The sequence below is a fragment of the Micromonospora sp. WMMC264 genome (assembly GCF_027497275.1).
Classification (GTDB): domain Bacteria; phylum Actinomycetota; class Actinomycetes; order Mycobacteriales; family Micromonosporaceae; genus Micromonospora; species Micromonospora chalcea.
This window is the reverse complement of the sequence record NZ_CP114907.1, coordinates 3,576,246-3,600,605: the sequence shown is the minus strand read 5'-3', so window position 1 is coordinate 3,600,605 and position 24,360 is coordinate 3,576,246. Positions and strand designations below refer to the sequence as shown.

At 73.6% G+C, this 24,360-nt stretch carries 23 protein-coding genes; 12 read left to right on the top strand and 11 right to left on the bottom strand.

Translation table 11 applies throughout. The features are described from left to right. Nucleotides 1-36 precede the first annotated feature (36 nt). Nucleotides 37-4,032 (bottom strand): ATP-dependent RNA helicase HrpA, encoded by a 3,996-nt coding sequence (gene hrpA, locus O7542_RS15400; RefSeq protein WP_281604770.1) that lies wholly within the window; start codon nt 4,030-4,032, stop codon nt 37-39. Between the two features lie 142 nt (nt 4,033-4,174). On the opposite strand from hrpA, the gene O7542_RS15395 reads away from it, so the two are divergent. Continuing rightward, complete coding sequence (locus O7542_RS15395; protein WP_231915568.1) at nt 4,175-4,642, top strand: cytidine deaminase; 468 nt, start codon at nt 4,175-4,177, stop codon at nt 4,640-4,642. Nucleotides 4,643-4,677: 35 nt separating this feature from the next. On the opposite strand, the gene O7542_RS15390 is transcribed toward O7542_RS15395, so the two are convergent. Further along, nucleotides 4,678-5,037: a YciI family protein gene (locus tag O7542_RS15390; protein WP_013285335.1), complete on the bottom strand. Its 360-nt coding sequence runs from the start codon at nt 5,035-5,037 to the stop codon at nt 4,678-4,680. 102 nt (nt 5,038-5,139) lie between these two features. Here O7542_RS15390 and O7542_RS15385 point away from each other — a divergent pair, with 102 nt between their 5' ends. The 4 genes from O7542_RS15385 to O7542_RS15370 all read left to right on the top strand — a co-directional run bounded on the left by O7542_RS15385 (nt 5,140) and on the right by O7542_RS15370 (nt 9,144). Further along, nucleotides 5,140-6,186 carry an iron ABC transporter permease gene (locus O7542_RS15385; protein WP_187693611.1) on the top strand — a complete coding sequence of 349 codons (1,047 nt, stop codon included), beginning with the start codon at nt 5,140-5,142 and terminating at the stop codon, nt 6,184-6,186. Nucleotides 6,187-6,338: 152 nt separating this feature from the next. Beyond that, a complete protein-coding gene (locus O7542_RS15380) occupies nt 6,339-7,328 on the top strand; it encodes an iron ABC transporter permease (protein ID WP_281604769.1) in 990 nt (329 codons plus the stop codon). After that, nucleotides 7,325-8,167: an ABC transporter ATP-binding protein gene (locus tag O7542_RS15375; RefSeq protein ID WP_113973193.1), complete on the top strand. Its 843-nt coding sequence runs from the start codon at nt 7,325-7,327 to the stop codon at nt 8,165-8,167. The genes O7542_RS15380 and O7542_RS15375 overlap by 4 nt, the downstream gene beginning before the upstream one ends. A 32-nt stretch (nt 8,168-8,199) precedes the next feature. Further along, a complete protein-coding gene (locus tag O7542_RS15370) occupies nt 8,200-9,144 on the top strand; it encodes an iron-siderophore ABC transporter substrate-binding protein (RefSeq protein ID WP_043325074.1) in 945 nt (314 codons plus the stop codon). 56 nt (nt 9,145-9,200) lie between these two features. Here the strand turns inward: O7542_RS15370 and O7542_RS15365 are convergent, their stop codons facing one another. The 4 genes from O7542_RS15365 to trmB all read right to left on the bottom strand — a co-directional run bounded on the left by O7542_RS15365 (nt 9,201) and on the right by trmB (nt 14,747). Then, nucleotides 9,201-10,460 (bottom strand): Nramp family divalent metal transporter, encoded by a 1,260-nt coding sequence (locus tag O7542_RS15365; RefSeq protein WP_281604768.1) that lies wholly within the window; start codon nt 10,458-10,460, stop codon nt 9,201-9,203. A gap of 266 nt (nt 10,461-10,726) precedes the next feature. Then, entirely contained in the window at nt 10,727-11,374 is a 648-nt protein-coding gene (locus O7542_RS15360; protein WP_043325072.1) for a hypothetical protein, read from the bottom strand. A 120-nt stretch (nt 11,375-11,494) separates the two neighbouring features. Further along, nucleotides 11,495-13,999, bottom strand: coding sequence for a DEAD/DEAH box helicase (locus O7542_RS15355; protein WP_064447507.1), 2,505 nt, complete (start codon nt 13,997-13,999; stop codon nt 11,495-11,497). A gap of 61 nt (nt 14,000-14,060) precedes the next feature. Continuing rightward, nucleotides 14,061-14,747, bottom strand: coding sequence for a tRNA (guanosine(46)-N7)-methyltransferase TrmB (gene trmB, locus O7542_RS15350; RefSeq protein WP_043325070.1), 687 nt, complete (start codon nt 14,745-14,747; stop codon nt 14,061-14,063). A 79-nt stretch (nt 14,748-14,826) separates the two neighbouring features. Here trmB and O7542_RS15345 point away from each other — a divergent pair, with 79 nt between their 5' ends. Next, a complete protein-coding gene (locus O7542_RS15345) occupies nt 14,827-15,408 on the top strand; it encodes a hypothetical protein (RefSeq protein ID WP_043325069.1) in 582 nt (193 codons plus the stop codon). Between the two features lie 332 nt (nt 15,409-15,740). Next, nucleotides 15,741-16,448: a class F sortase gene (locus O7542_RS15340; protein WP_223201427.1), complete on the top strand. Its 708-nt coding sequence runs from the start codon at nt 15,741-15,743 to the stop codon at nt 16,446-16,448. 103 nt (nt 16,449-16,551) lie between these two features. Here the strand turns inward: O7542_RS15340 and O7542_RS15335 are convergent, their stop codons facing one another. The 3 genes from O7542_RS15335 to O7542_RS15325 are packed head-to-tail and all read right to left on the bottom strand — an operon-like array spanning nt 16,552 to nt 18,647. Continuing rightward, the gene (locus tag O7542_RS15335; protein ID WP_043325067.1) at nt 16,552-16,866 is read right to left on the bottom strand and encodes an antibiotic biosynthesis monooxygenase; all 315 of its coding nucleotides are present in this window, start codon (nt 16,864-16,866) and stop codon (nt 16,552-16,554) included. 25 nt (nt 16,867-16,891) lie between these two features. After that, nucleotides 16,892-17,689: an exodeoxyribonuclease III gene (locus O7542_RS15330; protein ID WP_281604767.1), complete on the bottom strand. Its 798-nt coding sequence runs from the start codon at nt 17,687-17,689 to the stop codon at nt 16,892-16,894. A 37-nt stretch (nt 17,690-17,726) separates the two neighbouring features. After that, a complete protein-coding gene (locus tag O7542_RS15325; protein WP_043325065.1) occupies nt 17,727-18,647 on the bottom strand; it encodes a PAC2 family protein in 921 nt (306 codons plus the stop codon). Nucleotides 18,648-19,040: 393 nt separating this feature from the next. Here O7542_RS15325 and O7542_RS15320 point away from each other — a divergent pair, with 393 nt between their 5' ends. The 3 genes from O7542_RS15320 (at nt 19,041) to O7542_RS15310 (ending at nt 20,906) form a co-directional block, all read left to right on the top strand. Beyond that, the gene (locus O7542_RS15320) at nt 19,041-19,886 is read left to right on the top strand and encodes a peptidase M23 (RefSeq protein ID WP_281604766.1); all 846 of its coding nucleotides are present in this window, start codon (nt 19,041-19,043) and stop codon (nt 19,884-19,886) included. Nucleotides 19,887-19,979: 93 nt separating this feature from the next. Beyond that, the gene (locus O7542_RS15315; RefSeq protein ID WP_166456378.1) at nt 19,980-20,126 is read left to right on the top strand and encodes a hypothetical protein; all 147 of its coding nucleotides are present in this window, start codon (nt 19,980-19,982) and stop codon (nt 20,124-20,126) included. A gap of 39 nt (nt 20,127-20,165) precedes the next feature. Beyond that, complete coding sequence (locus tag O7542_RS15310; protein WP_064447511.1) at nt 20,166-20,906, top strand: EcsC family protein; 741 nt, start codon at nt 20,166-20,168, stop codon at nt 20,904-20,906. Nucleotides 20,907-20,946: 40 nt separating this feature from the next. On the opposite strand, the gene O7542_RS15305 is transcribed toward O7542_RS15310, so the two are convergent. Beyond that, nucleotides 20,947-21,789, bottom strand: a complete 843-nt coding sequence (locus O7542_RS15305; protein WP_281604765.1) for a GDSL-type esterase/lipase family protein — start codon at nt 21,787-21,789, stop codon at nt 20,947-20,949. A gap of 100 nt (nt 21,790-21,889) precedes the next feature. Beyond that, nucleotides 21,890-22,483, bottom strand: a complete 594-nt coding sequence (locus O7542_RS15300; RefSeq protein ID WP_043325061.1) for an antibiotic biosynthesis monooxygenase — start codon at nt 22,481-22,483, stop codon at nt 21,890-21,892. A 164-nt stretch (nt 22,484-22,647) separates the two neighbouring features. Between O7542_RS15300 and O7542_RS15295 the strand changes: the two genes are divergently transcribed. Further along, the gene (locus tag O7542_RS15295) at nt 22,648-22,911 is read left to right on the top strand and encodes a DUF6343 family protein (protein WP_043325060.1); all 264 of its coding nucleotides are present in this window, start codon (nt 22,648-22,650) and stop codon (nt 22,909-22,911) included. Nucleotides 22,912-22,923: 12 nt separating this feature from the next. Further along, nucleotides 22,924-24,336 (top strand): NADP-dependent succinic semialdehyde dehydrogenase, encoded by a 1,413-nt coding sequence (locus O7542_RS15290; RefSeq protein ID WP_281604764.1) that lies wholly within the window; start codon nt 22,924-22,926, stop codon nt 24,334-24,336. Nucleotides 24,337-24,360: the final 24 nt, after the last annotated feature.

The following is a 24,360-nucleotide window of genomic DNA, read 5'->3' as shown; positions in this document are numbered from 1 at the left end:
CGGAACCGCCGCGCCGGCGTCGGCCGGCGCGGCGGCTCAGCGGCCCTCGGCGTCGTCCATGGCCCGGTAGATGCGCTGCTCGGAGACCGGGTACGGGGTGCCGAGGGCCTGGGCGAACACGTTCACCCGCAGCTCCTCGATCATCCAGCGGATCTGGCGGGCCGCCGGGGTCGCGCGCCGCGGCGGGGGCAGCGCGGCGAGCATGTCCTGGTACTCCTTCTGCACCACCGCGATCCGGTCCTGCTGCTGTTTGTCGCGCTGCGGGTTGCCGGGCAGCCGGTCCAGCCGCCGCTCGATCGCGGTCAGGTAGCGCAGCAGGTCGGGCAGGCGCGCGTAGCCGGTCTCGGTGATGAAGCCCTTGTGCACCAGGCCGGTGAGCTGGGCACGGATGTCGGCCAGCGCGGCCACCACCGCCAAGTTGCGGGTCGCGCCGAGCCGCTGCTCCACCGTGTACGCGGCGGCCAGCACCCGGCGGACCCGGTCCATCACCTCGACCACGGTGTCCACCAGGTCGGCCCGCACCTTGTCGCGCAGCGCGGCGAAGCCCTCGGCGTCCCAGGCCGGGCCGCCCGCGTCGCCGATCAGCTTGTCGATCGCCGCGCCGGCCGCGTCCTCGATCAGCTCCGGCACGCTGCCGTGCGGGTTGCGGGACAGCGCCAGCTTCGCCTCGTTGCTCAGCCGTCCCTGGAGGAACTTCGCCGGCGACGGCAGCGTCAGCCGCAGCAGCCGCCGGGTGCCCGCCCAGTGCGCGGCCTCCTGCTCGGCGGCCGAGTCGAACACCTTCACCCCGACGGTGGCGCCCTCGTCCACCAGCGCCGGGTACGCGGTCACCGCGAAGCCGGCGCGGACCTGCTCGATGGTGCGCGGCAGCGCGCCGATCGACCACTCGGTCAGCCCGGAACGGGCCACGTCCGGCGCGGCGGCGGCCACGACCTGCCGTACCTCCTGGCGCAGCTCGCGTTGCAGCGCCGGCAGGTCCTTGCCCTCGGCGACCGGTTTGTCGTCCTCGCCGAGCACCCGGAACGTGACCCGCAGGTGCGGCGGCAGCTTCCCCGGGTCCCAGGCGTCCGGCGGCACTGTCACGCCGGTCATCCGGCGCAGCTGCCGGGTCAGCGCGGCCAGCAGCGGCTCCTCGCCCGGCGTGATCGCGGCCAGCGCGGCGCGCGCGTAGTCGGGCACCGGCACGAAGTTGCGCCGCACCGGCTTGGGCAGCGACCGGATCAGCGCGATCACCAGCTCCTCGCGCAGCCCGGGCACCTGCCAGTCGAAGCTCTCCGCCGGCACCTGGTTGAGCAGCGGCAGCGGGATGTCCACAGTGACGCCGTCGGTCGGCGCGGTCGGGTCGAACGTGTACGTCAGCGGCAGCGTCACGCCGTCGGCCCGCCACTCGTCCGGGAAGTCCTCCTCGTCCACCCCGCCCCGGCCGTCGTTGACGAGCAGCTCGCGGGTGAACGTGAGCAGGTCCGGCTGCTCCCGGCGGGTCTTCTTCCACCACGAGTCGAAGTGCCGGCCGGAGACCACGTCGGCGGGGATGCGCTGGTCGTAGAAGGCGAAGATGGTCTCGTCGTCGACCAGGATGTCGCGGCGCCGGGCCCGGTTCTCCAGCTCCTCGATCTCGGTCAGCAGCTTCTGGTTGTCCCGCCAGAAGTGGTGGTGGGTCTGCCAGTCGCCCTCCACCAGGGCGTGCCTGATGAACAGCTCCCGGCTGAGCACCGGGTCGATCCGCCCGAAGTTCACCTTGCGCGAGGTGACGAGCGGGATGCCGTACAGCGTGACCTTCTCGTAGGCCATCACCGCGGCCTGCTTCTTCTCCCAGTGCGGCTCGCTGTAGCTGCGCTTGACCAGGTGCTGGGCCAGCGGCTCGACCCACTCGGGCTCGACCCGCCCGGCCACCCGCCCCCACAGCCGGGACGTCTCCACCAGCTCGGCGGCCATCACCCAGCGCGGCGGCTTCTTGAACAGCGCCGACCCGGGGAAGATCCCGAACTTCGCGCCCCGCGCGCCCAGGTATTCGTGCTTCTGCGCGTCCTTGAGGCCGAGGTGCGACAGCAGGCCGGGCAGCAGCGACTGGTGCACCTTCGGGGTGTCGATCTCCTCCGGCAGGTCGGCGCCGGCGCCGCGCCGGCCCTCACCCTTGTCCGAGGTTCGCAGCACCTGGCGCAACTGGCTGACGATGTCCTGCCACTCGCGTACCCGGAGGTAGTTGAGGTATTCGGCCTTGCACATCCGGCGGAACGCGCTGGAGGACAGCTCCCGCTGCTTCTCCCGCAGGTAGCGCCAAAGGTTCAGGTACGCGACGAAGTCGGATTCCTTGTCGGCGAACCGGGCGTGCGCCTGGTCGGCCTGGGCCTGCTTGTCGGCCGGGCGTTCGCGCGGGTCCTGGATGGACAGCGCGGCGGCGATCACCACCACCTCGGTGGCGCAGCCGTTGCGTTCGCCCTCCAGGACCATCCGGGCCAGCCGGGGGTCGACCGGGAGCTGTGCCAGCCGCCGGCCCAGCGCGGTGAGCCGTTTCGCCGGGTCGGTCTCGGCCGGGTCGAGCGCGCCCAGCTCGTGCAGCAGGTTCACGCCGTCGGTGATGTTGCGCCGGTCCGGCGGGTCGATGAACGGGAACGCGGCGACGTCGCCGAGCCCGATCGCCGTCATCTGCAGGATGACCGAGGCCAGGTTGGTGCGCAGGATCTCCGGGTCGGTGAACTCGGGGCGGGAGGCGAAGTCCTGCTCGTCGTAGAGGCGGATGCAGATGCCGTCCGAGGTACGCCCGCAGCGGCCCTTGCGCTGGTTGGCGCTGGCCTGCGAGACCGGCTCGATCGGCAGCCGCTGCACCTTCAGCCGGCTGGAGTAGCGGGAGATCCGGGCGGTGCCCGGGTCCACCACGTACTTGATGCCCGGCACGGTCAGCGAGGTCTCCGCGACGTTGGTGGCCAGCACCACCCGGCGGTTGGAGTGCGCGGCGAAGACCCGGTGCTGCTCGGCGGTGGACAGCCGGGCGTACAGCGGCAGGATCTCGGTGCCGAGCAGCGACCGCTTCTTCTGGACCAGCTTGCCCAGCGCGTCGGCGGTGTCGCGGATCTCCCGCTCGCCGCTGAGGAACACCAGGATGTCGCCCGGCCCCTCGGCGGCCAGCTCCTCGACCGCGTCGCCGATGGCCTGGATCTGGTCCCGGACGTTCTCCTCGTCGGCCTCGTCCTCCTCCTCGGCCTCGGTCACCTCGACCAGCGGCCGGTAGCGGACCTCCACCGGATAGGTGCGTCCGGACACCTCGACCACCGGCGCCGGGTTGCCCTCGGCGTCGGCGAAGTGCTTCGCGAACCGGTCGGTCTCGATGGTCGCCGAGGTGATGACCACCTTGAGGTCGGGCCGGCGGGGCAGGAGCTGCCTGAGGTACCCGAGGATGAAGTCGATGTTGAGGCTGCGCTCGTGTGCCTCGTCGATGATCAGCGTGTCGTACTGCCGCAGCATCCGGTCGGTCTGCAACTCGGCCAGCAGGATGCCGTCGGTCATCAGCTTGACCAGGCTGTTCTCGCCCACCTGGTCGGTGAAGCGCACCTTGTAGCCGACCACGTCGCCCAGCTCGGTGCCGAGCTCGTCGGCGATCCGGTCGGCGACCGTACGGGCCGCCAGCCGGCGGGGCTGGGTGTGCCCGATCAGGCCGGTGATCCCGCGCCCCAGCTCCAGGCAGATCTTGGGGAGCTGGGTGGTCTTCCCGGAGCCGGTCTCACCGGCCACGATCACCACCTGGTGGTCGCGGATCGCGGCCGCGATGTCGTCCTTGCGCTCACTCACCGGCAACTGCGCCGGGTAGGTGATCGCCGGCACGGCCGCGCGGCGCGACTCCAGCCGGGCCTCCGCGCGGGTCACCTCGGCCGTGATCTCGGCCAGCGCCGCGTCCCGCCGCTGCGGGTCACGCAGCCGCCGCACGCCGTCGAGCCGCCGCTGGAGGCGGCGCTGGTCGCGGAACATCAGCGGGGCGAGGCGGCGGTGCAGGTCGCGGGCGGTGTCAGGGGCGGCGGGTACGGCTGGCTTCTGCATGTCGTCGCCAAGGATAGGCAGCCGCGCGGCGGACCGCCCCCGGGTTACCGGCGACGGGCGCGCCGTCACCGGCGGGCCGCCCGGCGGGGATAAAGTTGCCGCCGACGGGGGCCGACGGGGCCGACGAGGGGCGGGGATGATCATGCGGGACACCGACCGGGCGCTCGTGCAGGCCGCCACCGCCGTGGCGAAGCTGCGCTGCCGCAGCGACAACCACACCGTCGCCGCCGCCGTACGCAGCACCGACGGCCGGGTGTTCAGCGGCGTCAACGTCTACCACTTCACCGGCGGTCCGTGCGCCGAGGTGGTGGCAATCGGGGCCGCCGCGACCCAGGGCGCCGGCGAGCTGGAGACGATCGTCGCGGTGGGGGACCGGGGCCGGGGCGTCATCCCGCCGTGCGGGCGCTGCCGTCAGGTGCTGCTCGACTACTTCCCGTCGATCCGGGTGATCGTCGGGCCGCCCGACGGGCTGCGCGCGGTCCCGATCGCCGACCTGCTGCCCGAGACGTACGTCTGGTCCGACCAGCAGGTCGAGGTGCCGGCCGGGCCGCGTGCCCCGCTGTGGCCGACCCCGGTGGTGCCGGGTGTCCGGCAGGCCGCGGAGGACTGACCGGCGCTCCGGTCCGGCGCGCTGAGCCGCAACGCTCAGTCGCCGGCGGCGGCCTCCAGCATCGAGCGGGGTACCGGCACCTGCTCGAAGCGGACCTGACCCTCCGGCACCATCCAGCTGCTGACCTGCGCGACGAGCCGGCCCGCGCGGACCGCCGGGTCGTTCGCGTACAGCTCGCGGGCCATCTGCGGGTCCACCGACAGCACCACGAAACCGCGGACGCGTCCGTCGTCGCCGTCCAGGAACGGCCCGGCCGCGAGCACCGCGCCCTGCTCCACCAGCCCGGCCTGGTGCGCCAGGTGGGCGTCCTGGATCCGGTCGAGCGCGTCCTGCGGCAGGTCCGGCGCGTCGTCCGGACGGACCAGGAGCACCACCGTGTGCCTGTCGAATCGCATGCCCTCAGGCTAGGGGTTGCCGGGCATCGACACCGGCGGGTTAGGTGCGCCTTACCAGGTCAGCTAAGGTGAGGCGTACCTAACCGGAAGGCGTGCCACCCCGTGACCACCGTCGCCGTCCGGCCCGCGCGGGCCGGGGCCCCCGCCCGCCGTGGCGCACCCCGCCGCATCGCGGTCACCCTGGCGGCGGCGCTGCTGCTCCTGCTGGCGCTGCTGGCCAGCCTGGCGCTCGGCAGCCGGCACATCCCGGTCGACCAGGTGTGGCACGCGTTGGTGTCACCGGACGGTGGCGACGCGACCACTGTCGTCCGGGACATGCGGCTGCCGCGTACCGTCCTCGGGCTGGTCGTCGGCCTCGCGCTGGCGCTGGCCGGGGTGCTGTTCCAGGCGGTCACCCGCAATCCGCTGGCCGAGCCGCGCATCCTCGGCATCAGCGCCGGGGCCTCGTTCGGCGTGGTGCTGGCCATCGCCGTGTTCGGGGTCGGCACGCTCGCCGGGTACGTCTGGTTCGGCATCGCCGGCGCGCTGCTCACCGGGCTGCTCGTGTTCGCGGTCGCCAACCGCGCCCGCGACGGCGCCAGCCCGGTCACCCTCGCGCTCGTCGGCGCGGCCCTCGACGCCGGTCTCGGCGCCATCGTGTACGCGCTGCTCAGCATCGACGCCCGCACGTTCGAGGAGTACCGCTTCTGGGTGGTCGGCGGGCTGACCGGCCGGGGCGTCGGCGTGGCCGGTCAGGTGCTCCCGTTCGTGGCGGCCGGCGTGCTGCTGGCCCTGCTGGCCGCCCGTGGCCTGGACGCGCTCGCCCTCGGCGACGACGTGGCCCGGGGGCTCGGCCACCGGGTCGCCCTGGTCCGGCTCGCCGCCGGCGGCGGTGGCGTGCTGCTCACCGGCGCCGCGGTGGCCGCAGCCGGGCCGATCGCGTTCGTCGGGCTGGCGGTGCCGCACCTGGCCCGGGCGCTCGTGGGCGCCGACCACAGGTGGACGCTGCTGGTCGCCGCGCTGCTCGGCCCCGCGCTGGTGCTGGCGGCCGACGTGACGGGCCGCCTGGTCGCCCCGCCCGGCGAGATCCCCGCGGGCATCATCACCGCCCTGCTGGGCGCCCCGCTGCTGGCCTACCTGGTCCACCGAGCCAAAACGGTGACGACATGACCACCCCGGTCCCCCGCACAGACTCCCGCGATCTTGCACTTGCCGCCCCGGCGAAAGGGGCGATCCCGGCGCGGTCGGGGCAGCAAGTGCAAGATCAACGACGTGGGCCGCTGGGGGCCGGGCGCGGGGTTCTGCGGGTCGGGGCGGCGGTGGTGGTGCCGTTCCGGTGGCGTCCTGTCGTTCTGGCGCTGGTGCTGTTCGTGCTGCTCTGCCTCGCGGTGGTGGTCAGCCTGTCGCTGGGGACGCCGTACGTGGCCCCCGTCGACGTGGTGCGGTCGCTCTCCGGCGCGGGCACCCCGTACGACCTCGTGGTGCGCGACCTGCGACTGCCTCGCGCGGTCCTCGCGGCCGTGGCCGGGGCGGCCTTCGGCGTGGCCGGCACGCTGATCCAGAGCGTGGCCCGCAACCCCCTGGCCAGCCCTGACGTCATCGGCGTCACCCAGGGCGCCGGGCTGGCCGCCACGATCGCGCTGACCAGCGGGGCGGCGGCGGTGCTGGTGGCGCCGGCGGCGCTGCTCGGCGGCCTGGCCGCGGCGGTGCTGGTGTTCGCGCTCGGCGCCCGGCACGGCCTGGCCGCCCAGCGGTTCGTGCTCGCCGGCGTGGCGGTGGCGTTCGCGTTCCGGGCGCTGATCGAGGTCGTCATGCTCACCGCCGACCCGATCGACGGGCTGCGCGCGCAGATCTGGCTCATCGGCACGCTCGCCGGCAAGGGGTGGAGCGAGGCGGCCTGGATCGCCGGCACGCTCGCCGTGCTGCTGCCGGTGCTGCTCTGGGCCGGCTGGGCGCTGCGCAGCAGCACGCTCGACGACGACACCGCGCGGGGGATCGGCCTGCGGCCGGTGGCCCGGCGCATCGGCCTGGCCGGCACCGGCGTGCTGGCCGCCGCGATGGTCACCGCCCAGGTGGGCGCGGTGGACTTCGTGGCGCTCGTGGCCCCGCAGGTGGCCCGCCGGCTGGCCCGGACCGAGCGACCGCCGCTGCTCTGCGCCGCGCTGCTGGGCGCGTTGCTGCTGGTGCTCGCCGACCTGGGCGCCCGGCGGCTGCTGGCGCCCACCCAACTGCCGGCCGGCGTGCTGACCGCGGCGATCGGCGGGCCGTACCTGATCTTCGTGCTGCTGCGCACCCGAGGGAGGCGCTCGTGACCGCGCTGCTGTCCACCCGCGACCTGGTCGTCGGCTACGAGGGCCGGACCGTGCTGGACGGACTGGACCTCGACCTGCCGGCCGACACGTTCACCGTGATCGTCGGCCCGAACGCCTGCGGCAAGTCGACGCTGCTGCGCACCATGGCCCGGCTGCTCACGCCCCGGCGGGGCGCGGTGCTGCTCGACGGCGCGGCGATCCGGGACCTGCCCACCCGGGACGTGGCCCGGCGACTCGGCGTGCTGCCGCAGAGCCCGCTGGTGCCCGAGGGGATCACCGTGGCCGACCTGGTCGGGCGCGGCCGGCAGCCCTACCAGCGCTGGTGGCGGCAGTGGTCGACCGAGGACGGCCGGGCGGTCGAGGAAGCCATGCGGCTGGCCGACGTCGCCGGGCTGGCCGACCGGGCGGTGGACACGCTCTCCGGCGGCCAGCGCCAGCGGGTGTGGATCGCCATGACGCTGGCCCAGGACACCGACGCGCTGCTGCTGGACGAGCCCACCACGTACCTCGACCTGGCCCACCAGGTGGAGGTGCTGGACCTGCTGCACCGGCTGCGCGCCGAGCGGGGCCGGACCGTGGTGGCCGTGCTGCACGACCTCAACCAGGCGGCCCGGTACGCCGGTCACCTGATCGCCATGCGCGACGGCGCGGTGGTCGCCGCCGGCGAGCCGCGCGAGATCCTCACCGCCGACCTGGTCCGCGACGTGTTCGGGCTGGACTGCGTGGTCGTGCCCTGCCCGGTCAGCGGCGCCCCGCTCGTGGTGCCGGCCCTCACCCAGACCTCGGCCGTTCCGGCCGCCACGCCGGCCACGGCCGGCGTCCCCGTCGGCGACGCCTGAGCGCGCCGACCCGCACCACCGAAAGGAACACCATGCGTCGTCTCGCCGTCGCACTCACCGCCGCGCTCGCCCTCGGCGTCGGTCTCACCGCCTGCGGGGAGAGCGATCCCGTCGGCGGCGCCGGCACCGGGGAGACCCGGGAGATCACCCACGCCATGGGCACCACGAAGGTGCCGGCCGAGCCGAAGCGCGTGGTCGTGCTCGACACCGACAAGATCGACACCGCGCTGTCGCTCGGCGTCACCCCGGTCGGCGCGGCCACCGCCGGTGAGGCGAAGAGCTGGCCCACCTACTTCGGCGCGGACAAGCTCGCCGGCATCACCGAGGTCGGCGTGCTCACCGAGCCGGACCTGGAGGCGATCAACGCGCTCAACCCGGATCTCATCCTGGGCAGCAAGTTCCGCCAGGAGAAGTTCTACGACGAGCTGTCCAAGATCGCCCCGACCGTCTTCACCGAGAAGGTCGGCATCACCTGGAAGGAGAACTTCCTCCTCGACGGCGCGGCGCTGGGCAAGGAGCAGCAGGCCAAGGACCTGCTGGCCGAGTACGAGAAGCGGGCGAAGGACTTCGGCGCGAAGCTCGGCGACGCCGCGTCCCGCAAGGTCTCCATCGTGCGCTTCATGCCGACCGAGATCCGCCTGTACGGGCCGGACTCCTTCTCCGGCATCGTCGTCGGCGACACCGGCCTGGGCCGCCCCGAGCGGCAGATGCTCGCCGGCAAGGAGGACAAGCGGATGGACCGGGTCAGCCCGGAGCGCATCGCCGAGGCCGACGGCGACGTGGTGTTCGTGACCGCGTACGGCGAGAAGGCCGCCGCCGAGCAGGCCAAGGTCACCGGCGGCACGCTGTGGAAGGGCCTGTCCGCGGTCAAGGCCGGCAAGGCGCACGTGGTCTCCGACGAGATCTGGATGACCGGCATCGGCGTGGGCGCCGCCAACAAGATCCTGGACGACCTGGAGAAGTACCTGGCCGCCTGAGCCCCGATCACCGGCGCCCGTCCAGCCCCACCGGGCCGGACGGGCGCTGGTGTGTTTCAGGCGGTCAGCTGCCAGAGCAGGAACGCGTTGAGCGCCACCACGAACGCCGTGATCGCCACCGCCGCCGCAGTGGTGGCCCGCCGGTTGACCAGGCTGCCCATCAGGTCCCGGCGCCGGGTGAACATCACCACCGGGATCAGCGCGAACGGGATGCCGAAGCTCAGCACCACCTGGGACAGCACCAGCGCCCGGGTCGGGTCGACGCCGATCGCGAGCACCGCCAGCGCGGGCAGCAGCGTGATCATCCGGCGGATCAGCAGCGGGATCCGGCGGCGCAGGAAGCCCTGCATGATGATCTCACCGGCGTACGTGCCGACGCTCGTGGAGGCGAGGCCGGACAGGAGCAGCGCGACCGCGAAGCCGACCGCCGCGGCCGTACCGAGCGTGGTGGCGAGCCCGGCGTGCACGCCTTCGAGGGTGTCGGTGCCCGGGATCGACGTGCCGTGGAAGCTGCTCGCCGCCACCAGCAGCATGGCCAGGTTGACCGCCCCGGCGACGCCGAGCGCGATCAGCACGTCGACCCGCAGGCCCTTGGCGATCACCCGCCGCTGCGCCTCGCCCTCGGCGGGCAGGCGGTTCGGCGTCAGCGCCGAGTGCACGTAGATGACGTGCGGCATCACCGTCGCGCCCAGGATGCCGGCGGCGAGCAGCATGCTGTCGGTGCCCTGCATGCGGGGCAGCAGGCCGGCCGCGGCGTCGGACACGTCCGGCTGCGCGGTGACCAGGTTGACCGCGAACGCCAGCACGATCACCCCGAGCAGCACCGCGATGGCGATCTCGAACGTCCGGAAACCTCTGGAGCGCAGCGCCAGGATGGCGAACGAGGCGGCGCCGACGATCAGGCCGCCGGGCAGCAGCGGGACGCCGAACAGCAGGTACAGCGCGACCGCCCCGCCGATCACCTCGGCCAGGTCGGTGGCCATGGCTACCAGTTCGGCCTGCGCCCACATGACCCGGTTCAGCGGCCGGGGCAGGTGCTCCCGGCACAGTTCGGGCAGGCTGCGCCCGGTGGCCAGGCCGAGCTTGGCGGTGAGCGTCTGCACCAGCATGGCGGCCAGGTTCGCCGCCACCACCACCCAGACCAGCAGATAGCCGTACCGGGCCCCGGCGGTGGAGTTGGTGGCGAAGTTGCCGGGGTCGACGTAGGCGACCGCCGCTACGAACGCGGGCCCGAGCAGGATGAGGCGTCCGCGTACCGGGCGCGGGGCGCGGGCGGTCCGCAGTGGGGGTACGACAGGCGAGTCGTTTGTTACCACTGGTGCTCCTCGACGGACGACGGGCGGCGGGACGAGACGACGACCGGCGGGGGCGAGGCGGAGTCAGGCGGGTTGTTCCCGACTACTACTCACATATGCCACTAACCTGAGCACGGAGGGGAAAGCGCACACGAGGGACGGTGTCGCCCCGCCGCGGCGGCTGCTCCGGCCCGGTCGGTCGCCCCGGGCGCAGCACGCCGAACGGCCGTCCCGGGTGCGGGACGGCCGTTCGGTGGGGCGGCGGTGAGCCGGATCGGATCGGTCGGTCAGGCGGCGGTGGACCAGATGGCGCGGAACGCGGCTGCCTCACCGGCCAGCCACTGCTCGATCTGCTCGGGCTTGACGTCGGCGGGCATCCGGTGCGCCTCGCCTCGCCGCACGTCGACCAGGACCGGCTCGGCGTGCGGCAGCACCGCGTCCATGTGCCGGGCCATCAGGTGCAGCGTGGCCAGGGTCGCCTCCTCGCTCGGCGGCGCCTCGTCGAAGTGCAGCCGGATCGCCTCGGCCCGGCCGTCGGCGTACCGCACACCGAACTGCGGGTTGATCTTCACGGGCAGGTCACCCAGCATCGCCAGCGCGTCGCGGGTCTGCGCCAGGTCGACGCCGGCCGGCTCGCCCAGCGACTGCAGCCAGCGGGTCGCGCCCGGCACCAGCGCCTCGTAGAGCGGGCGCCAGCGCGGCTTGACCAGGTCGGCGACCTGCGCGAGGTGGGTGCCGCCGGTGTGGAACGCGACGTCGGCCTTGAGCGCCTTGACGAACTGGCCGTGCGGGTTGAAGCCGTGCCGGCTGGCCCGCTGCCGGCGCAGCCCGCCGACGAAGGTGGCCTTGGTGGGCCCGGTGCGGTCGACGTACCGGGTGAATCCGAGGAGGGTGGCGTAGGGGGTGACAGGGGTCGCGGAGGTGGGCGCAGTCACGAGCATCCTCCCAGGTCAACAGCTCGATTAGTACATACATTCTAATCGACGGGTCTGACAATCGCCCAGGGCACGAAAAGGGCCGCCCGGACATCCCGGGCGGCCCTTTTTCGCGTAGTCCTACAGCTGGCCGACGTCGGTGATCCGGACCGCCGCCGCGCCGATCTCGTCGGAGGCGGCGAGGTCGATCTCGGCGCTGATGCCCCAGTCGTGGTCGCCGTCCGGGTCGTCCAGGATCTGCCGTACGGTCCACTTCTCGCGGCCCTGCTCGATCATCAGCAGCGCCGGCCCGCGCGCGTCCGGCCCCACCCCGATCGCGTCGTACGTCTCGAAGTACGGCTCCAGCGCGTCGGCCCAGGCGTCGGCGTTCCAGCCGTCGCCGGCGTCCAGCTCGCCGAGCAGGTCCCAGCGGCGCAGCGCGGCCAGCTCGACGCGACGGAACATCGCGTTGCGCACCAGCACCCGGAACGCCCGCGCGTTGCGGGTGACAGCCGGCGGCCGGTCGTCCAGCGAGGCGGCGACCTCGGCCACGTCCGACGGGTTGCGCAGCCGCTCCCACTCGTCGATCAGGCTGGAGTCGACCTGGCGGACCAGCTCGCCCAGCCACTCGATGAGGTCGACCAGCTCCTCGGTCTTCGCGTCCTCGGGGACGGTCTGCCGCAGCGTCTTGTACGCGTCGGCGAGATAGCGCAGCACCAGCCCCTCGGAGCGGGACAGCCCGTAGAACTGGACGTACTCGGGGAACGTCATGGCCCGCTCGTACATGTCGCGGACCACCGACTTGGGGGAGAGCTGGTGGTCGGCGACCCAGGGGTGGCCCTGCCGGTACATCTCGTACGCGGACTCCAGCAGCTCCGCCAGCGGCTTGGGCCAGGTCACCTCGTCGAGCAGTTCGAGGCGTGCCTCGTACTCGATGCCTTCGGCCTTCATCGCGGCGACCGCCTCGCCGCGGGCCTTGAACTGCTGCGCGGACAGCACCTGGCGCGGGTCGTCCAGGATCGACTCGATCACACTGAGCACGTCGAGCGCGTACGACGGCGACTCCCGGTCGAGCAGTTCCACTGTGGCCAGCGCCAGCGGTGACAGCGGCTGGTTGAGCGCGAAGTCGAGCTGGAGGTCGACGGTGAGGCGTACCCGGCGGCCGGTCTCGTCCGGCTCGGGCAGCTCCTCGACCACGCCGCCGGCCCGCAGCGCGCGGTAGATGGCGATGGCCCGGCGGATGTGCCGGCGCTGCGCGGCCGGGTCCTCGTGGTTGTCGGTGAGCAGGTGCCGCATCGAGGCGAACGCGTCGCCGGGACGGCCGATCACGTTGAGCAGCATCGAGTGGCTGACCTGGAAGCTGGACGTGAGCGGCTCCGGCTCGGCCTCGACCAGGCGCTGGAACGTCGGCTCACCCCAGCCGATCGAGCCCTCCGGCGGCTTCTTCTTCACCACCTTGCGACGCTTCTTCGGGTCGTCACCGGCCTTCGCGAGGGCCTTCTCGTTCTCGATCACGTGCTCGGGGGCCTGCACCACGACCCGGCCCAGCGTGTCGAACCCGGCCCGTCCGGCCCGGCCGGCGATCTGGTGGAACTCGCGGGCCTTCAGCAGGCGCGTCCGCACCCCGTCGTACTTCGAGAGACCGGTGAACAGCACGGTGCGGATCGGCACGTTGATGCCGACGCCGAGCGTGTCCGTACCGCAGATGACCTTGAGCAGGCCGGCCTGGGCGAGCGTCTCGACCAGGCGGCGGTACTTCGGGAGCATGCCGGCGTGGTGCACGCCGATGCCGTGGCGGACCAGCCGGGACAGCGTCTTGCCGAAGCCGGAGGTGAACCGGAAGTTGCCGATCGCCTGCGCGATCATGTCCTTCTCCGCGCGGGTGCAGACGTTCACGCTCATCAGCGCCTGGGCGCGTTCCAGCGCGGCGGCCTGCGTGAAGTGCACCACGTACACCGGGGCCTGCTTGGTCTCCAGCAGTTCCTCGAGCGTCTCGTGCAGCGGCGTGGTCGCGTACGAGAAGAGGAGCGGGACCGGCCGCTCGGCCGAGCGGACGACGGCGGTCGGCCGCCCGGTGCGCCGGCTCAGGTCGTCGACGAAGCGGGTGGTGTCGCCGAGCGTGGCCGACATCAGCACGAACTGGGCCTGCGGCAGCTCGATCAGCGGCACCTGCCACGCCCAGCCCCGGTCCGGCTCGGCGTAGAAGTGGAACTCGTCCATGACCACCTGGCCGACGTCGGCGCGGCGGCCCTCGCGCAGCGCCAGGTTGGCCAGGATCTCCGCGGTGCAGCAGATGATCGGCGCGTCCGCGTTGACGCTGGCGTCGCCGGTGAGCATGCCGACGTTCTCGGCGCCGAAGACCTCGCAGAGCGCGAAGAACTTCTCCGAGACCAGCGCCTTGATCGGCGCGGTGTAGAAGGTCGTGCGATCGTCGGCCAGCGCGGCGAAGTGCGCCGCGATCGCCACCAGGCTCTTGCCCGAGCCGGTCGGCGTATTCATGATCACGTTCGCGCCGGAGACGATCTCGATGACCGCCTCCTCCTGATGGGGATAGAGATTCAGGCCGCGCTCGGACGCCCAGGAGGCGAACGCGTCGTAGAGGGTGTCGGGATCGGCGGTCTTCGGCAGCGCGGCGGTGAGAGTCATGGCGGCTCCCATCGTGCCTGGATCACACCGCGCCGCGCCAACCGGGTTCAGCGCAACGGGTTCAGCGCCGCCGGTGGATCAGGTCGAAGACCTCCCGGCCGGCGGTCAGCGCGCGGCGTTCGAACTTCGTCACCGGCCGGTGCGCCGGACGCGGCGCGTAGCCGCCGTGTACGTCGACCAGCTCCGGGTCGGCGGTGAGCGTCTCGCGCATCGACCCGGCGTACTCGGCCCAGTCCGTCGCGCAGTGCAACGTGCCGCCCGGCGCCAGCCGGGACCGCAGCAGCGCCACGTGCGCCGGCTGAATGATCCGCCGCTTGTGGTGGCGTGTCTTCGGCCACGGGTCCGGGAAGAAGACGTGCACCGCGTCCAGGCAGCCCTCCGGCATGGCCCGGACCAGGTCCAGCGCGTCGCCCTCGGCCACCCGTACGTTGTCCAGACCGTGGCGTTCCACCAGGTCGAGCAGGTTGGCGATTCCCGGCGTATGGACCTCGACCGCCAGATAGTGTCGGTCCCGGTCGGCCGCCGCCATGGCGGCGGTGGCGTCGCCCATGCCGGAGCCGATCTCCAGCACCAGCGGCGCCCGCCGTCCGAACAGCGCCGCCGGATCGCACGGCCCGTCGAGGGCGGCGATCCTGAGGCCGTACGCGGGCCAGAGCCGGTCCAGCGCGTCGCGCTGCCGGTCGCTCATCCGCCCGCGACGCGGATGGAAGGTGCGGATGCGGGCGGCGGGAAGGTCGGTGAGGGTCACAACGAGCCGAGCCTAGCCCGGATCGGATGTGATGTGCGGCCGGGGGTGAGAGGATTCATCCCGTACGCCGGGAGGGGTCATGGGGTCGTTCAGGGTACGTGAGGCGCTGCTGGTCGCGGTCGCCGCGTGCGCCGCCCCGCTGGTCGGCGCGCTGCCCGCCCAGGCCGCGCCGCGCGCCGCCGAGCCGGTGCCGGAACAGCCCCCGGCCGACGTGATCTTCGTGGAGGTCACCCCGGGCACCGTGTCGCCCGGCTACCTGGTCGGCATCCGGGCGAGCTGCCGGAACAACACCGTGCCAGCGATCGTCACCTCGGACGCGTTCGGCAAGATCCAGGTGCAGCCGCAGCGCGGCCTGCTCACCGCCACGCCGATGGTCCACGAGCGCACCCGGCCCGGCAACTACCGGGTCAAGCTGGAGTGCCCGGGCGGGGAGACCGCCTCCACCATGCTCCAGGTGGTCAAGCAGGGGCAGCCCACCCGGCAGCCGACCCACCCGCCCAGTCACCTGCCCAGCCGCGGCCCGGCGACCGGGTTCGGCGGCACGGCCGGTCCCGGCCTCGGCGGCCTGCTGGTGCCGGTCGGACTGGCAGTGACCATGGTCGGCGCCGGGCTCGGTGTGGCCGCGTCCCGCCGCCACGCCCGTGGCGCCGCCGGACGCTGAGGCCCGCCATGGCCGAGCACTTCGTCCCGCCGCCCGCCGCATCCCGGCGCTCCGGCTGGCCGTTCGTGGCTCTGCCCCCGCCCGCCGCGCCGCCCACGGGCTCGGCCCGGCCGTCCCGGGCCGGGCCGCCCGCCGACGCCGCCCGGTTCTCCAGGGCTGATCCGGCCGCCGCGCCCCGGACCGGCCCGCGCTCGGGGAGTGGGTCTGCCGCCGGGACGGGTCCGTCCGCCGGGACCGGATCGTCTGCCGTGCCGGTCTCCGGGTCGCGGCCGTGGATGCCGCCGCCCGCCGCGTCGCGACCGTGGTATCCGCCGTCGGCCGATCCGCCGGCCCTGCGCCCACGCCCCGCCGGGCCGCCGCCTGTCGAGCCGCCACCGGCATCGCCGGGCGGGCGGGGCCGGGGCCGGGGCTCCTGGTCGAAGCCGCTGGCAGTGGTGCTGGTGCTGGTCGGTGTGTTCGCCACCGGGGCCGGGCTGGGGCGCACAGCCGGGCCGTTCGACTTCGCCGACGCGTCGACCGAGTCGAGCGGATCGGGCGGTTCGGGCGCGGCGGCGGCCCCGGCGAGCGCTGCCGCTCCGGCCCGGAAGCCGGCGAGCCGGCCGGTACGCCTGGCGGTGCCGGCCATCAAGGTCAACGCGCCGGTCACCCCGGTCGGGCAGGCGAAGGACGGCTCGGTGGACGTGCCGCCGCTGACCGAGCACGACCAGACCGGCTGGTACGACAGGGGAGCGGTGCCCGGCGACCCGGGTCGGGCGATCATCGTGGGCCACGTCGACACCAAGAGCGGCCCGGCCGTGTTCTACCGGCTGCGCTCGCTCAAAACCGGCGCGCGGATCCAGGTGACCCGCGCGGACCGCAGCGTGGTGACGTTCAAGGTGGACAGCGTCGAGTACTTCGACAAGGCGAACCTGCCCGCCGCGCGGGTCTACGGCGACTCAGGTCCGGCCGAGCTGCGCCTGATCACCTGCGGCGGCGAGTGGGTCGGCGGCCGCACCGGCTACCAGGACAACGTGATCGTCTTCGCGTCCCTGGCATCCTGACGGGCCACCGCCCCGTCGATCATGAGGTTGGCGGTGACAAAACGGACGTCGAGCGCCGCCAACTTCATGATCGACGGAGAAGGGGGATGGGGAGGGGGAGGGGTCAGGGCTTGGCGGGGACCTGCTGGACGACCTCGAACTCCAGCAGGTTCGCGCCGGTGGCGACCGGCTTGCGCGGCTCGCCGCCCTCGGCGTGCGCGGCCCGGGACGGGCCCTGCGCCCACGCCTGGTACGCCTCCTCGCTCTCCCAGCGGGTGTACACGAAGTAGCGGCTCTCCCCGGCGACCGGGCGCAGCAGCTCGAAGCCGAGGAAGCCGGGGGAGTTCTCCACCGCGCCGGCCCGGGCCGCGAACCGCTTCTCCAGCTCCTCACCGGCGCCGGGCGGGACGTCGATCGCGTTGATCTTCACGACTGCCATACGTCCACCCTAACGAGCCTCGGACTCAGAACGTCTCGACGGCCGGCGTCAGGTCGGCGTCGACCACGACCGGGGCGTGGTCCGAGGGACCCTTGCCCTTGCGGGCCTCCCGGTCCACGTACGCGGAGCGGACCGCGCGGGCGAACGGCGCGCTCGCGTACACCAGGTCGATCCGCATGCCCTTGTTCTGGTGGAACATCCCGGCCCGGTAGTCCCAGTACGTGAACGGGTGCGGCCCCTTCATCGGCGTCGGCACCACGTCCTCCAGCCCGAGGTCACGCAGCGCGGCCAGGGCGGCCCGTTCGGCCGGGGTGACGTGGGTGGAGGTGGCGAACAGCGCGGGGTCCCAGACGTCGGCGTCGGTGGGCGCGACGTTGAAGTCGCCGCAGACGGCCACCGGCAGGGGCCCGGCGACCTCCGGTTCCAGGGCGTCGCGCAGCGCCGCGAACCAGGCCAGCTTGTACGCGTAGTGCGGGTCGTCCGGCGTGCGGCCGTTCGGCACGTACACCGACCAGACCCGCAGCCCGTCGCAGGTGGCCGAGATGGCGCGGGCCTCGGGCTCGGGGAAGCCGGGCTCGCCCGGGAAGCCGACCGCCACGTCGGCGAGCCCGACCCGGGACAGGACGGCGACGCCGTTCCACCGGCCGTCGCTGTGGCTGGCCACGTCGTAGCCCAGCTCGCCCACCTCGGCGACCGGGAACGCCCCGTCGGGGCACTTGGTCTCCTGCAGGCACACGACGTCGGGTTTCGTGGTGGCCAGCCAGTCGAGCAGCCGGGGCAGGCGGGCCTTCACCGAGTTGACGTTCCAGGTCGCCAGGCGCATGGCCCCAGCCTGCCGCATCGCCGCCCGTCCCGCCGCCTCAGCGCTCCGGGGTGTCGCCGGGGCGGGTCTGCTCGGCCAGGAAGCGCTCCAGCTCGGCGCCGAGCTCGTCGGCGGTGGGCAGCGGACCGGTCTCGCCGGCGAGCAGGCTCTTCTCGCCCCGGCCGCGGGCGAACGCGTCGTACTGCTCCTCCAGCGCCTGCACCAGCGTGGCCGCCTCCTCGGTCTGGGTGACCTGGCGGTCGATCTCCACCCGGACCGCCTCGGCGGCGGTGCGCAGGTCCTCGACCGGCAGCAGCAGGCCGGTGCTGCGGGACACGGCGGACAGCAGCGCCTCGGCGGCGGCCGGGTACTCGGCCTGGGCCACGTAGTGCGGCACGTGCGCGGCGAAGCCGAGGGCGTCGCGGCCCTGCTCGCCGAGGCGGTACTCCAGCAGGTGACCGACGCTGGCCGGCACCTGCACCTTCTGCAGCCACGGCTCGTGGCCGGCGATCAGGTCCTTGCGCGTGGCGTGCGCGGTGACGCCGCTGGGCCGGGTGTGCGGCACCGCCATCGGGATCGAGTTGAGCCCGACGGTGAGCCGGACGTCGAGGCGGGCGCAGAGGCCGGCGACGGCGGCCACGAAACGCTCCCACTGCAGGTCCGGCTCGGGGCCGGTGAGCAGCAGGAACGGGGTCTCGTCGTCGTCGCGCAGGAGGTGCAGCTCCAGCGCCGGGGCGTCGTAGTCGGCCCAGTGGTCCTCGACGAACGTCATCACCGGGCGGCGCGAGCGGTAGTCGAAGATCTGGTCGACGTCGAAGCGGGCGATCGTCCGGGCGTCGAGCGAGGTGAGCAGCTGTTCCCGGGCGAGCCGGGTGGCGTTACCGGCGTCGACGAAGCCGGTGAGCGCCTGGATCAGCACCGGCTGGCCGAGCTCGGGCAGCTCGTCGGTGAGTTCGTAGAGCTCGTGTGGATCGAGCACCGGTGGGGTCCTCCCTGTCGACGCGTACGGGGGAGCGCCGAACGTGCGGTCTCCCCGGTTCGGCAAACGTACCGGGGGGTGTGGTCCATTCCGTTACGGACACCTCTGATGCCCGGATGGTGATCACGATTCGGCTACGCCCCGGTCCGGCGGCCGACATCCGGATCGTCCGAACGGACGAGTTAGTCGATCACCGGGCGGGAGCGGGACATCTACGAGGTTCGTGCCGGGAGAGTTTCGGCGCGTGGCCGGCGGGTGATTCGCCGGGTTCCCGAGGTCTGTCGTCGGCTGGGCGCGGCAGGCCGCGAGTGTCCGGCCCGGGTCGGCCGAAGTGTGGCGAGGGCCACTCAACAGGCCTGGGTGATCCCGGTTTGCCCCGCCTAGCCTCGTCGGATGCGTAGCGACGGCACCCTCGACGACCCGTTCGGCCCCGGCCGCCCGGCTGACCGTTCGGACGATACCCCCTCCACCAACCGTTCGACGAGGCTCCAGGGACTCTTCCGGCGTACCCGCTTCTGGGCCCCCATGAACCCCCGGCCCGGCCGGACCAAGCTCGCGGTCGCCACCGGCGCGGCCTGCTGCCTCGGCCTGGTCGGCGTCAGCCAGGCCGGCTTCGGCGCGCCGGAGCGCGCCGCCGCCCCGGCGCCCTCGGCGGAGGTCGCCGAGCGCGCGGAGGCCGACGTCGCCTCCCGCGCGAGCGCCCGCCCGACCACCGCGCCGACCACCGCCGCCCCGTCCGCGACGGCGAGCCCGAAGGCGACCGCCAAGCCCAAGCCGAAGCCGACGAAGACGGTCCGGCAGATCGTCCCGGTCGCCGGCCTGGACCGGACCCAGATGAACAACGCCAAGAAGATCGTGCAGGCCGGCAAGGAGATGGGCGTGCCGCGCCGGGCCCTGGTCATCGCGGTGGCGACCGCGATGCAGGAGAGCACGCTGCTCAACTACGCCAGCGGCGTGCTGCCCGAGTCGCAGAACTACCCGCACCAGGCCATCGGCTGGGACCACGACTCGGTCGGGCTGTTCCAGCAGCGGCCGAGCAGCGGCTGGGGCACCGTCGAGCAGCTCATGGACCCGGAGTACGCGACGAAGGCCTTCCTGTCCGCGCTGGAGGAGATCCCCGGCTGGCAGGACCTGCCGCTGTCGGTGGCCGCCCAGGCGGTGCAGATCTCGGCGTTCCCGGACGCGTACGCCCAGCATGAGTGGCGGGCCGGCGAGGTGGTGGCCGAGATCCTGGGCTGAGCCGGACGAGTGGTTGCCGAAGGGCCGATTCGGGTATCACGGGGCTTGCCGGTCCCAGGTACACATGAAGGGGACCGCGGGACGGAGGACACCATGTCGCTGATGCAACGGATCACCGCCTTCCTGCGGTCGCCGCGGGGCCAGCAGTTGGTCGACCGCGGCCGGCGTGAGATGTCCAAGCCGGAGAACCAGGCCCGGCTGCGGCAGATCGCGACCCGGCTGCAGTCGCGCCGGCGCTGACCCGCGTCACCCCCGCCGCACGAGCCCCCGGAGCCCTTCGTGACCGACCCCGCCCCCGTCGGGGAGCCCGACGCCGTCCCCGCCGCCCCCGCCCCGCCGGTGGACGCGCCCGAGGCGCCACCGGCCAAGCTCTGGGACCGGATGCGGGAGGACCCGCAGTACGCCCCGGAGCACCTGGCCCTGGAGGCGGTACGCCGGCTCGGGCCGGAGGCCGCGCAGTGGGCGGCCCGGGAACGCGCCCTGCGGCCGGACGCGCCGCCCGAGCAGCTGGCGGACCAGGCGGTCCGCAAGTTCGTCAACCACGCCCGGCTCTCCGGCGCGGTCTCCGGCGCCGCCGGGCTGCCCGGCGCGGTGATCGACGTGGGCGTGCTGGCCTGGACCCAGGCCCGGCTGGTGCTGCACGTGGCCGCCGCGTACGGCGCCGACCCGACGCACGTCGACCGGGCCACCGATCTGCTGGTGCTCCAGCGGGTGCACAAGGCCGCCCAGACCGCCCGCCTGGCGCTCGGGGTGGCCGCCGGCCGGGAGCGGGCCGGCGCGTTGTTCGGCTCCGCCGCCGATCGGGCGCTGGGCCGGGTGATGCTCCAGCTCGGTGTCCGGCTGGCCCGGATGGCCGGGGTACGCGCCGCCAAGCGGATGTTCGCCAAGGTCGTGCCGGGCGCCGCGATCGTGCTCGGCACCTGGGCCAACTCGTCGGCCACGAAGGAACTGGCCGACCGTACGCGCGCCCTCTACCGGGCCGGTGGTCCCCGGCCGCTTCCCGGCCCGCGTCAGCCCTGACCCTCCTCGGCCCTGGGTCCGTCCGTCCGGCCCGCGCCGGTCAGCTCGCCCAGCCGGACGAGTTCCAGGCCACCTCGGCCAGCCGGCCCTGCCCGGCCGCGTTCGGGTGGAACCAGTCCAGCGCGTTCACCTGGTCCAGCGTGAAGCGGTGACGGTGCACCGCGCCGCCGTCCCAGCGGCAGCGTGACCCGTACGCCCGGCAGGCGGCGCGCAGTTGTCCGTCGTACGCCTCGATCCGGTCCCGGACGCGGGCCCGGCGGGCCACCGCGGCGGGCGCGGTCGACGTGGCGTCTGCGAGCAGCGCCGGGCAGACGCCACGCGACCAGGCCCGCACGGCGCGGGGCTCGGTGTGCCCGATCTGCCAGAGCCGGTGCAGGTCCGGGATGCTGACCATCAGCACCCGGGCCTTCGGCCGGCCCTCGCGCAACACGCCGAGCGCCGCGTCGACCTGGTCGCGGAACGTGGCGACGGGCGTCATGTCGTCGACGTCGCCCCGGCAGGCGTCGTTCGCGCCGATCAGCACGGTGACCAGGTCGGCCTTGTCGCGTACCGCGGACCGGGCCTGGCCGGTCAGCGCGGACGCGCGGGCCCCGGGCACGGCCCGGTTGTACGCCCGCAGCCCCGGCGCGTCGGCGCGCAGCCGCCGGTAGATGCTCTCCACCCGCAGGCCGTCCCCGGTCGACCAGGAGTTGCGTTCGCAGCTCACCAGCACCAGGCAGGAGCCGTAGCCGGTGGTGACCGAGTCCCCGAGCGCCGTGAGGACCCGGGGCTCGCCGGGGCTGGGTGTGCCGGAGGGCCGGGGCGACGCCTCGCCGGAGCCGTCACAGGCGAGCGCGACGAGCGCCGCCAGGCAGGCCAGCGCGGCGATCCAGCGTCGAGGCATGGGTTCCCCCGTCGGGCGGCGGCAACGGGCGCGTCGACCCTATGCCCCGGCGGGGTCCCGGAAGCGGTTCTGTCGGCTATCAGGCATAGGCCACTGTCGTTCACATCTGTCGGGTCGGCGCAGGCCGGCCGTGCAGCCACCGGTGCAGCAGGCGGGTGATCCGGGGCAGCACCAGGTAGGTCATCAGCGGGGTGAGCACGAGCGTCATCAGCAGCGTCCGCCCGGCCAGCGGCACGTCGGCGAGGAACCGGGCGGTCAGCAGCGTGGCGGCCAGGCTGAGCGGGAAGAACGCCAGCCAGATCGTGACCGCCTGCTTCCAGCGCGGCGGCGCGGCCGGCTCCGGCTCGCCGAACGTCTCGACCACGTGGTCCACCGGCGGGTCGAACCAGCCCTCGATGCCGGTGCGCCGCTCGACCCGGGTGTGCTCGACGATGCCCTGCGCCGAGCTGAGCCACCAGCGCCGCTGCGGCGAGTCCTCCCACCCGCGCAGCGTGTCCGCGTCGGCGAAGCGGTACATCACGTGCCACTCGCCGGAACCGGGGGCGCTACGGACGAAACCGGCGCCGAGGAAGCCCGGGAAGCTCTCCGCGAGCGCCGTACCGGCCCGCATCCACGCCACCACCTCGTCGGTACGCGCGGGGTCGGCGCGCCGGGACACGGCGACGGTCACGGGTACGGCCTGCGTCGTGGTCATGCCATCCTCTCCACCGGCCCGCGGGATCTCCGCCGGAAACCGGCACCCCGAAGTAACGCACCCGCCCGCAGCGCGCATCCGGCGACCGCCCGCCGGGTGTCCCGGATCACCGGCGTTCCCGCCCCGGCCGGTTATCCCCGCCCGTGCCGGGGTAGGCCCCAGGAATGACCCGATCACAACCCCGGCGCGCCCGCGGCACGGTCGGCCACGCGAACAGCGCCCTGAACCTGCGGCTCGTGCTGGCGACGTTCGGTCTGGTCGTGATGACCGTCTTCGCGGTGCTCGCGTTCGCCGCCGGCATCGCCTGGCTGGGCGTGGTCTGCGCGCTGCTCGCCGTGGTGGCGGTGGTCGACCTGGTCGTGATCCAGCGCCGCCGCGCCGCGCGCCGCCGGGAGGAGCCGGGCGTGCGGCACTCGCTGTTCGAGTGACAGGAGGACGACATGCCCATCGCCACCACCAATCCCGCCACCGGACAGGTGCTCAAGACGTACGACGCGATGTCGGACGAGCAGATCGACGCCGCGATCGAGCGGGCCGACCTGGCCTTCCGGCAGTTGCGTGAGACCACCATCGCGCAGCGGGCCCGGTGGCTCACCACCGCCGCCGACCGGCTCGACGCCGAGCGCGACGAGACGGCCCGGCTGATGACCACCGAGATGGGCAAGACGTACGCCGCCGCGAAGGCGGAGGTCACCAAGTGCGCCACCGCGTGCCGCTTCTACGCCGACAACGCGCCGGCGATGCTCGCCGACGAGCCGGCCGACGCCGCCGCGGTCAAGGCCAGGCGGGCGTACGTGCGCTACCAGCCGATCGGCCCGGTGCTCGCGGTGATGCCGTGGAACTTCCCGCTGTGGCAGGTCATGCGCTTCGCCGCCCCGGCCCTGATGGCGGGCAACACCGGCCTGCTCAAGCACGCCTCGAACGTGCCGCAGACCGCGCTCTACCTGGAGGACCTGTTCCGGCGGGCCGGGTTCCCCGAGGGCGCGTTCACCACGCTGCTGGTCGGCTCCGACGCGGTCGACCGGATCCTCAGCGACCCCCGCGTCCGCGCCGCCACGCTCACCGGCAGCGAGCCGGCCGGCCGGTCCATCGCCCAGATCGCCGGCCGGGAGATCAAGAAGACGGTGCTGGAGCTGGGCGGCAGCGACCCGTTCGTGGTGATGCCCTCGGCCGACCTGGACACCGCCGCCGAGGTGGCCACCACCGCCCGCTGCCAGAACAACGGTCAGTCCTGCATCGCCGCGAAGCGGTTCATCGTGCACACCGACGTGTTCGACGCGTTCGCCGAGAAGTTCGCCGCCCGGATGGCGGCGCTGCGCGTCGGCGACCCGATGGACGACGGCACCGACGTCGGCCCGCTGGCCAGCGAGCGTGGCCGCGACGAGGTGCACGCCCAGGTCACCGACGCGGTGGACCAGGGCGCGACGGTGCTCTGCGGCGGTGAGAAGCCGGCCGGGGACGGCTGGTACTACCCGCCGACCGTGGTCACCGACCTGCGCCCGGAGATGCGGATGTGGTCCGAGGAGGTGTTCGGGCCGGTCGGCGGGCTCTACCGGGTCGGCTCGTACGACGAGGCGATCGAAGTGGCCAACGGCACCAGCTTCGGCCTCGGCTCCAACGCCTGGACCAACGACCCGGCCGAGCAGGAGCGCTTCGCCGTCGACCTGGACGCCGGCAACGTGTTCATCAACGGGATGACCACGTCCTATCCGGAGCTGCCGTTCGGCGGCGTGAAGAACTCCGGGTACGGCCGCGAGCTGTCCGCCGCCGGCATGCGCGAGTTCTGCAACACCAAGACCGTGTGGATCGGCGAGGGCCAGGCCGGCGCGGGCGCCGGCGCGCACTCCGAGTAGACGCGATTGGCCGGACGCCGTCAC